Source organism: Acidisphaera sp. S103 (assembly GCF_009765975.1).
Classification (GTDB): domain Bacteria; phylum Pseudomonadota; class Alphaproteobacteria; order Acetobacterales; family Acetobacteraceae; genus Rhodopila.
In genome coordinates, this window is sequence record NZ_LMUJ01000099.1 from 1 (window position 1) to 5,486 (window position 5,486).

General features: G+C 61.7%; 6 protein-coding genes. All 6 read right to left on the reverse strand.

All coding sequences use genetic code 11. From position 1 onward, the window contains the following. Positions 1 to 178 precede the first annotated feature (178 nt). A complete protein-coding gene (locus GSQ89_RS31965; RefSeq protein ID WP_158932164.1) occupies positions 179 to 1,177 on the reverse strand; it encodes an alpha/beta fold hydrolase in 999 nt (332 codons plus the stop codon). A gap of 223 nt (positions 1,178 to 1,400) precedes the next feature. After that, positions 1,401 to 1,667: a GIY-YIG nuclease family protein gene (locus GSQ89_RS31970; RefSeq protein ID WP_254073463.1), complete on the reverse strand. Its 267-nt coding sequence runs from the start codon at positions 1,665 to 1,667 to the stop codon at positions 1,401 to 1,403. A gap of 268 nt (positions 1,668 to 1,935) precedes the next feature. Further along, positions 1,936 to 3,000 (reverse strand): LLM class flavin-dependent oxidoreductase, encoded by a 1,065-nt coding sequence (locus tag GSQ89_RS31975; RefSeq protein ID WP_158932165.1) that lies wholly within the window; start codon positions 2,998 to 3,000, stop codon positions 1,936 to 1,938. Between the two features lie 14 nt (positions 3,001 to 3,014). Continuing rightward, on the reverse strand, positions 3,015 to 3,728 hold the full coding sequence (locus GSQ89_RS31980; protein ID WP_254073464.1) for an ABC transporter ATP-binding protein: 714 nt from the start codon (positions 3,726 to 3,728) through the stop codon (positions 3,015 to 3,017). Beyond that, positions 3,712 to 4,491 carry an ABC transporter ATP-binding protein gene (locus tag GSQ89_RS31985; RefSeq protein WP_158932166.1) on the reverse strand — a complete coding sequence of 260 codons (780 nt, stop codon included), beginning with the start codon at positions 4,489 to 4,491 and terminating at the stop codon, positions 3,712 to 3,714. Before GSQ89_RS31985 ends, GSQ89_RS31980 begins: the two co-directional genes overlap by 17 nt. A 3-nt stretch (positions 4,492 to 4,494) precedes the next feature. Next, on the reverse strand, positions 4,495 to 5,486 hold a 992-nt coding region (locus tag GSQ89_RS31990; RefSeq protein WP_216856516.1), incomplete at its 5' end, for a branched-chain amino acid ABC transporter permease.

Sequence of the window (5,486 nt, forward strand, 5' to 3'; positions counted from 1 at the left end):
GATTTCCACGGCATCGCTGGCGCTCCATTGCTCCAGCGATCCTAAAGTGTCAGGAAGCTCTCCGAACACCTGTCAGGAAGGTCTCCAGTCTGTACACGAAGTCCGGGCCATCTGCACAAGCACAGGCGCCGCGACAGGCAGCCCAAGCAAGTGCCGCGAGCACGGCATCAACCGACAACTACCGCACCAGCCCAGCCAGCAGCGCCTTGTGGAACGCCTCCGGATCCTGGATCTGCGGCGCATGACCCAAACTGGGAAATTCCACCAACGTCGCATGCGGGATGCGCGCCGCCGCCGCCTTGCCGAGAGCCGGATAATTCCCCAGCGTCGGCCGGATCGAAGGCGGCGCGAAGTTCTTGCCGATCGCCGTCGTGTCCTTGTCGCCAATCATCAGCAGCACCGGCATCGTCAGGTCGCCCAACTCATAGACCACCGGCTGAGTATAGATCATGTCGTACAGCAACGCCGAGTTCCAGGCGACGATCGTATGCCCCGGACCATTGTTCAGGCCGGCCAGCATATCGACCCACTTCTCGTACTCCGGCTTCCAGGTCCCGGCATAATAAGTAGCACGCTCATAATCCCGGATACGATCAGCCGAGGTCTGCAACTCCTGCCGGTACCACGTATCCACGCTCGGCCAAGGGACGCCTTTGGCCTTCCAATCCTCCAGCCCGATCGGATCGACCAGCACAAGCTGCTCCACCTCGGCCGGGTACATCAGCCCATAGCGGATCGCCAGCATGCCGCCGGTCGAGTGCCCGATCACGGTCACCTTGCCGATGCCCAGAGACTCCAGCAGCGCCCGCGTGTTCCCGGCAAGCTGCTGGAAGCTGTACTGGTAATGCGCCGGCTTGGTCGATTTGCAGAAACCGATCTGATCCGGCGCGATCACCCGATAGCCCGCCCCGGTCAGCACGGTGATGGTCGCCTGCCAGGTGGCGGAGCAGAAATTCTTCCCATGCAGCAGCACCGCGGTGCGCCCATTTGGCTTGGTCGGCTTCACATCCAGGTAAGCCATATCGAGCGCCTCACCCTGCGAGGTGAAACGGTAATGCGACACCGGCCAGGGATAGGCGAAGCCTTGCAACTCAGGTCCATAAGCCGGCTCCGCGGCGCCCGCCGCCATAGGCAAAAGTGCGATCGCAAGCGCGGCGATCACGATAGAAATTCGCATGCAAAGGACTTTCGTGGTGTGGCTACCTATGTAGGCGCCAAATGCGCGACGTCATCGTCACAGCTAAGGGCGATTGGCGACGGAGCAGACCTCTCACTCCCCACCGTCATGAACCGGCGAGACCCCCGCGTCGCGGGCCGACGTCATGGACCTCTCGCTCTCCGCCGTCATGGACCGGCGAAGTCCGGTCCATCTGATCCAGATCATCACCTCACGACCTCACTCACACATTGAACCGCTCATACAAATCCGCCCAAGACGGATTCTGAGCCTCGATCAACTTCAATTTCAACGAACGAGGCCAATGCTTGAACCGGGTCTCCCGATTGATAGCCAACTCGATTTCGTCATGGTGCTCCATATAAACAATTCGGTACAACTTATAACGAGACGTAAATACCGATCCGATCCCTTGCCGATGCTCTCCGACGCGGCGGGCAATGTCGTTCGTCACGCCGACATACAGCGTGCCATGCATCCGGTTCGTCATGACGTAAACCCAACTGCCCTTCATCGGCAGATAGTGGCACCGCTCGGTTAAGGATTTGTAAACCGTGGACCCACCTCCCGTCCCGACGTCTCCGGGCGCGTTTGAACCTCCGGGTTCGACAACGGGGGACCAGATGGCCCGGACTGCGCCGTGCCATGATGAAGAGGCCGGCCGCGCCACGACAACACAGGCCGACCAATCCATAACGACCGACGCCGGTCGGCCTGCAACGATAATCGGCGCCGAAGACCAGGGTCGCCAGAAAAGCCTACAACCGATCCATCACAGTCCGGGAAAACTCCTCCGCCAGCCGCCACTTCGTTTCGTTACCAACCGCAAAGACCATCTCCTGCAACCCATCCTGCTCCAGCCCCCGGATCCGCTCGACCACCTCGTCCGCCGTCCCGACCAGACAGGTATCGCGGATCAACTGCGCGTCGATCAGTTCCGCCTCGCCCGGATGCAGATCGGTGTAGTGAAACTCATGCGTCCGGAAATGCCGATGCTCCTGCGGCGTCTGTTCCACCAGCGCGCAGTAAGGCTTCCAGATACGCTTCAGGAAATCCGGCGGCTCGATCCCAGTCTCATGAACCATATCGTAAAAGTAATAGACGCTCGCCATGACATTAGGCCCGACCGACCGCTTGATCCGGTCCGAATCAGCCGCCTCCCCAGGTTGCAGCAGCGCCACGCTCGTCAGCGTCGCGTTACGGAACCCGCTCATGTCCCGGCCGTTACGCGCCGCCCCCTGGCGGGCGTGGCCCAGCGCGTCCTGCACCGCCACACCGCGAGGTGGAATCGCGAACACCAGCCCATCCCCATGTTCCCCCGCCAAGGCCATCGCACGCGGCCCAAATCCCGACACATAAAGTGGTATCCGAGGCAACAAATTCATGAACCGGGTCTCATGCCGCAGCATCTTCACCGGCCGCGACCGTCCCTCGAACGCGTAATCCACCACCTGCCCATCCAGCAGTCCGGACACCACCCGTAGATAGTCCCCGAACGCCGCCATCTTCATCGGCTTCTGGCCCATGGTGCGCATCGCGGTGTTGCCGGTGCCGATGCCCAGGAACACACGGCCCGGCGCCATGCGGTTCAGGGTCGCCATTGCTGCCACCTGCACCGGCGGAATGCGCGTGCCGCAGATCGCGGTGCCCGGACCGATGCGCAGCCGTTTCGTCTGCTGCGCCGCCAGCGCACACACCATGTAGACGTCGGAATACATCATCTGGCTGTCGGCAACCCAGGCGGAATCGTAGCCCAGATTCTCGATGAAACTGAAGAAGCCGATCTCGTCGATATCCGACATGATGCAGAAACCGAATTTCATCGTTCCGTCCTCCCTCAGATCCCCAGATACGCTTTTCGCACGTAATCGTTCACCATCAGCGCCTTGGTTTCGTCCTCGGCGACGCAGCTTCCGGTTTCCAGCAGATAGCCGCGGCTGGCCAGGCGCAGTGCCATCGCGGCATTCTGTTCCACCAGCAGAATGGCAACACCATCGGCATGGATCGCCCGCAGCGCGGCCGACAACTCCCGCACCATCAGCGGCGACAACCCAACCGTCGGCTCATCCACCAGCAGCAGTTTGGGTCGAGCCATCAACCCGCGGGCAAACGCCAAAATCTGCTGTTCTCCACCCGATAAACTGCCGGCAGCCTGGCTATGCCTGGCCCGCAGGATCGGGAAACGGGCGTACATCGCGTCGATATCAGAACGGATAGCCGAGGCGTCGGTGCGCAGAAAGGCGCCCATCGCCAAATTCTCCCGCACCGTCATCCGCGTGAACAGCCGCTTACCCTCGGGCACATGCACCAGCCCACGGTCCAGCCGCTGCCGAGGCGTCAACGTGTCGATCCGTTCGCCCTCGAACCGGATGCTGCCGGCGGTCAGCGGCTCCAGGCCAGAGATCGCCCGCAGGCACGACGTCTTCCCCGCCCCGTTGGCGCCGATCAGTGTGACGGTCTCGCCCGTCGCGACCGTCAGCGACACCCCGTGCAGTACCTGTGCGGTCCCATAGGCGACGGCGATGGCGGACACCTCAAGCAGCATCTTCATCGTCCGCCACGCCGAGATACGCCTCGATCACTTTCGGATCGCGTGAAACTTCCTGCGGTGAGCCCTCGGCAATCTTCTTCCCAAACTGCAAAACACTGATCCGATCACATACATTCATAACCGCTCGGATATTATGTTCCACCAAAACAACAGTAATCCCTTGCGCATCGCGCAGGCTGCGAACCAGCACCATCATGCGGTCCACGTCGGCATGATTCATCCCCGCAACGGGTTCATCCAGCAGCAGCAGCCTGGGCTTCGGCGCCAGCCCGATCGCCACCTGCAAGATGCGTTTGTAACCATGCGACAGACTGCCGGCGGTTTCGTCCTCCCGTCCCTCCAGCCCGACAAAGCGGATAATGTCCAACGCCCGCTGATACAAATCGTCATTATGCCGCCGGGATCCCGGTGGATCGATCAGCCCCGCCCAGAACCCGGAATGGGCGTGGACATGCAACCCGACCAGCACATTCTTCAGCACCGAGAACGTCGGAAACAGTTGCGCATGCTGGAACGTGCGCACCAGCCCGCGTCGCACCAGGGCATGCATCGGCACCCGGGTGATATCCCGCCCGTCGAAATGAACCGTCCCCCCGGACGGCGGGATCGTGCCGCTGACCAGATTGAATAGGGTTGTTTTCCCGGCGCCGTTCGGCCCGATCAGCCCACGGATTTCGCCGGCTTCGACCGACAGCGAAACGTCGTTCACCGCCACCAGCCCACCGAACCGGCGTGTCAGCCCCGAAACCTGCAACAGCGGCATCGTTCAGGCCCGCCCGCGCGGGGTGACCAGCTTCTGCCACGCCCCGATGATCCCCTGCGGCATCAGCAGCATGGATCCGACGAGAATCAGTCCGAACGCCATCATCTGGTATTTGCCGGTGACGCGGAATAACTCCGGCACCAGGGTCAACGCGACGGCACCGACGATCGGCCCGGCCATGCTGGCGAAGCCGCCCACGACGATATAGACCAGAACATTGACGGAATATTCAAACGTAAACACCAGCGGGCTGATATAGCCGAAATAACTGGCGTACAAACTACCGGCCGCGCCGGCGAAGAACGCTGAAACGATGAACGCGATCAACTTGGTCCCGGGCACGTCGATCCCGATCGAGCTTGCCAGCAGGTCGCCCTCGCGGATGCTCCACAGCACCATGCCGAACCAGGACCGGCTGATGCGATGGATGATCCAGCACGTGACCAGGACCAGGCCAAGCGCCAGATAATAGAACGCGGCTTTGTCGAGGACCCCGAAGAACGCCGCCGGCTGAGGCGGCGGGATATCACGGATGCCGTACCACCCACCGAACGGTTTCTCGAAATAGGCGAACACCCCGGCCACCACCTGGCCGAACGCCAGCGTCACCAGGAAGAAATACACCCCCTTGACCCGAAGGCTCAGCCGGCCGACGGGCGCGCTGACCAACCCCGCCATGATCGCTGACAGCGGCAACGCCACCCAGAACGACCAGCCGAGGTCTTTGGTCAGTAGCGCCGTAGTCATCGCACCAATAAACATGAATCCGGCCTGCCCGAAGGAGATCAGCCCGGTAATGCCCAGCAGCCACATGCTGACCGCCATGATCACATTGATGGCGATAACGATCCCCACATGCAGAAAATACTGATTGTGCATCACCAGCGGCAGCGCCAGCAGCAACGCGATCATGACAGGCAGGGCGAGTTTCATGGCGCGAGTGACCGCAACGGAGGATCGCCAAGGTGTTGCCCAATCGTCATGGCCGGGCGGGG

Bases quoted from the DNA above. Each gene is read 5' to 3' on its own strand.
- GSQ89_RS31970 (WP_254073463.1), bottom strand. From the start codon at position 1,667: ATGACGAACCGGATGCATGGCACGCTGTATGTCGGCGTGACGAACGAC.
- GSQ89_RS31980 (WP_254073464.1), bottom strand. From the start codon at position 3,728: ATGAAGATGCTGCTTGAGGTGTCCGCCATCGCCGTCGCCTATGGGACC.
- GSQ89_RS31965 (WP_158932164.1), bottom strand. From the start codon at position 1,177: ATGCGAATTTCTATCGTGATCGCCGCGCTTGCGATCGCACTTTTGCCT.
- GSQ89_RS31985 (WP_158932166.1), bottom strand. From the start codon at position 4,491: ATGCCGCTGTTGCAGGTTTCGGGGCTGACACGCCGGTTCGGTGGGCTG.
- GSQ89_RS31975 (WP_158932165.1), bottom strand. From the start codon at position 3,000: ATGAAATTCGGTTTCTGCATCATGTCGGATATCGACGAGATCGGCTTC.